The following is a 3,651-nucleotide window of genomic DNA, read 5'->3' as shown; positions in this document are numbered from 1 at the left end:
CGGCAGCCCCGCCGGTGATCGTGTTGTCGAGGGTATTGCCCGTCCCGGCAAAGGCCACCACCCCGGTGTAGGTCAGGTTCTCGACATTGTCGGCAAGCGTGTAGCTCGCCAGTGCCGTCTGCATCGTATCAATGCCTTCCGCCGCATTCTCCGTCACCACGTCGCCGGCATTGTCGACCACGTAGATGTCGTTGCCGCTGCCGCCGATCAGCGTATCGGCGCCGACCCCGCCGTTCAGCGTGTCATTGCCCGCCCCGCCGGTGATCGTGTTGGCAAGCACATTGCCGGTGCCGGCGAAGTTACCGCTGCCGGTATAGACGAGGTTCTCGACATTGACGGCAAGCGTCAGCGCGGCAAGTCCGGCCCGGACCGTATCGCTCCCCTCGTTTGCCAGTTCCGTCACCACGTCGGTGGCGATGTCGACGATGTAGGTATCGTCGCCGGTGCCGCCGATCAGCGTGTCGGCGCCTGTCCCGCCATCCAGCGTGTCATTGCCCGCAGCCCCGGTCAGCCTGTCGGCTGCCGCTCCGCCCTTGATGATGTTGCCAAGCGCATTGCCGGTGCCGGTAAAGGCTGCCGCGCCCGTCGCGGTCAGGTTCTCGACATTGACCCCCAGCGTGTAGGAGGCCAGGTTCGTCTGCACCGTGTCAATGCCCTCGTCGGCAGTCTCGACGACGATGTCGCCGGTGCTGATGACATATGTGTCGTCGCCCGCCCCGCCTTTCAGCGTGTCGACACCCGTTCCGCCGGTCATGACGTTGTTCAACGTATTGCCATTGCCGGCAAAGGCCGCTGTGCCGGTCTTGGTGAGGTTCTCGACATCTGTGCCAAGCGTGTAGCTTGCGAGGTTCGTCTGCACCGTGTCGGTGCCCTCGTCGGCGTTTTCGGTGACGGTGTCGCCGGCATTGTCGACGACGTAGATATCGTTGCCCGTGCCGCCGGAAAGCGCATCCGCTCCGGCGCCGCCGTTCAGCGTATCATTGCCCGCATCGCCAGAGAGCGTGTCGTCGCCAATTCCGCCGGTGATGAGGTTGTCGAGAGTGTTGCCGGCGCCCGTAAAGCCGCCGCTTCCGGTGAAGGTCAGGTTCTCGACATTGGCGATCGCCGCCAGCGAATAGTTCGCAAGATCGGTCTTGATGACATCGGTGCCGCCACTGGATGCCTCGACCACCACATCGCCCAGGGTATCGACGATATAGGTGTCACTGCCGCCACCGCCGATCAGCGTATCGGCGCCTGCCTTGCCGTCAAGCGTATCGGCCCCCGCCCCGCCGGTGATCACGTTCACCGCGCCATTGCCGCTGCCGGTAAACGCCGCCGCACCCGTGTAGGTCAGGTTCTCGACATTCGTTCCAACGACATAGCTCGCAAGCGTCGTCTGGACCGTGTCCGTGCCCTCGTTCAGGTTCTCGACGATGATGTCGGTCGCAACATCGACCACATAGGTGTCGTCGCCCACCCCGCCCGACATCCTGTCGTTGCCAACGCCTCCAATCAACGTGTCGGTGCCGGCGCCGCCGTCAAGGATATCGGCGGCCGCGCCGCCCCGGATCGTGTTGTCGAGGCCATTGCCGGTCCCGGTGAATGCCGCCACGCCGGTGTAGGTCAGGTTCTCGACATCGGTGCCAAGCGTGTAGAATGCGAGGTTGGTCTGCACCATGTCGCTGCCTTGGCCGGCGTTTTCGGTGACGACATCGCCGGCGTTGTCGATCACATAGGTGTCGTCGCCACTGGCGCCGATCAGCGTATCGGCGCCGGCTCCGCCGTTCAGCGTGTCATTGCCCGCCCCACCGGTGATCGTGTTGGCGAGCCCATTGCCGGTGCCGGTGAAGTTTCCAGATCCCGTGGAGGTGAGGTTCTCGATATTTGCCCATGCAGCGATCGAATAGGTAGCGAGCGAGGTCCGTATCTCGTCGGTGCCGGCGCTGGCTGCCTCCGTAACCACATCGGTCGCCATGTCGACGATGTAGATATCATTGCCGGTGCCACCGACCAAAGTATCGGCTCCCGCGCCACCATCCAGGATATCGTTGCCGGCGCCGGCAATGATGGTATTCTTCTGCGAATTGCCGATGGCGCTGAAGTTGCCAGCACCGGCAAAGGTCAGATTCTCGACGTTCGAGAATTGCACGAGAGAGTAGCTCGTGAGCGTCGTCTTGATGAGGTCGGTGCCTCCTCCGACATCTTCGATCACCAGATCATCGGCATTGTCGACAGTATACGTATCGTTCGCGCGACCACCCTGCAGCGTATCCGCCCCGGCACCGCCATCAAGCGTATTCGCAGCCAGGAGAGAGCCTGCGATGATGTTATCCAATGCATTGCCCGTGCCGGAAAATGCGGCAATTCCAGTGTAGGTCAGGTTTTCGATATTCGCCTTGGATGCAAGAGAGTAGGCAGCCAGTGCGGTCCTGACGGTATCGGTGCCCTCGTCGGCGTTTTCGGTGACGACGTCGGCGGCATTGTCGACGATATAGGTATCGTCGCCGGTGCCGCCGGTCAGGATATCGGCGCCGGCCTTGCCGTCCAGCGTGTCGTGGCCACCGCCACCCGACAGCGTGTCCACGGCAGCCCCGCCGGTGATCGTGTTGTCGAGGGTATTGCCCGTCCCGGCAAAGGCCACCGCGCCGGTGAAGGTCAGGTTCTCGACATTGTCGGCAAGCGTGTAGCTCGCCAGTGCCGTCTGCATCGTATCAATGCCTTCCGCCGCATTCTCCGTCACCACGTCGCCGGCATTGTCGACCACGTAGATGTCGTTGCCGCTGCCGCCGATCAGCGTATCGGCGCCGACCCCGCCGTTCAGCGTGTCATTGCCCGCCCCGCCGGTGATCGTGTTGGCAAGCACATTGCCGGTGCCGGCGAAGTTACCGCTGCCGGTATAGACGAGGTTCTCGACATTGACGGCAAGCGTCAGCGCGGCAAGTCCGGCCCGGACCGTATCGCTCCCCTCGTTTGCCAGTTCCGTCACCACGTCGGTGGCGATGTCGACGATGTAGGTATCGTCGCCGGTGCCGCCGATCAGCGTGTCGGCGCCTGTCCCGCCATCCAGCGTGTCGTTGCCGGAACCGCCGGAAACGACGTTCGCCAAAGCATTGCCGGTCCCGACAAAATCGCCGGCGCCGATGAAGGTCAACTTCTCGACATTGGCGATACTGGTCAATTCATAAGCGGAAAGCGCCGTCTTGATCAGATCGGTGCCGGCGTTGGCGGCTTCGGAAACGATATCGCCCTGGGCATCGACGATGTAGGTGTCGTTGCCAACGCCTCCAATCAACGTGTCGGCGCCGGCGCCGCCGTCGAGGATATCGGCGGCCGCGCCGCCCCGGATCGTGTTGTCGAGGCCATTGCCGGTCCCGGTGAATGCCGCCACGCCGGTGTAGGTCAGGTTCTCGACATCGGTGCCAAGCGTGTAGATTGCGAGGTTCGTCTGCACCATGTCGCTGCCTTGGCCGGCATTTTCGGTGACGACATCGCCGGCGTTGTCGACCACGTAGGTGTCGTCGCCGCTGCCGCCGATCAGCGTGTCGGCGCCGGCTCCGCCGTTCAGCGTGTCATTGCCCGCCCCACCGGCGATCGTGTTGGCGGCACCATTGCCGGTGCCCGAGAAATTGCCGGTGCCGGTGTAGGTGAGGTTCTCGATATTCGCCAATG

1 protein-coding gene is annotated in these 3,651 nt (G+C 63.3%); it reads right to left on the bottom strand.

Going from position 1 to position 3,651, the window contains the following annotated elements; translation table 11 throughout:
• Nucleotides 1–3,651: calcium-binding protein (locus C5L10_RS34110; protein WP_172717327.1), on the bottom strand; the 3,651-nt coding region annotated here is incomplete at both ends.

The organism is Neorhizobium sp. T6_25 (assembly GCF_002968555.1).
Taxonomy (GTDB): domain Bacteria; phylum Pseudomonadota; class Alphaproteobacteria; order Rhizobiales; family Rhizobiaceae; genus Neorhizobium.
The sequence above is the reverse complement of the archived record's forward strand: the minus strand, read 5'-3'. Positions and strand labels throughout refer to the sequence as shown.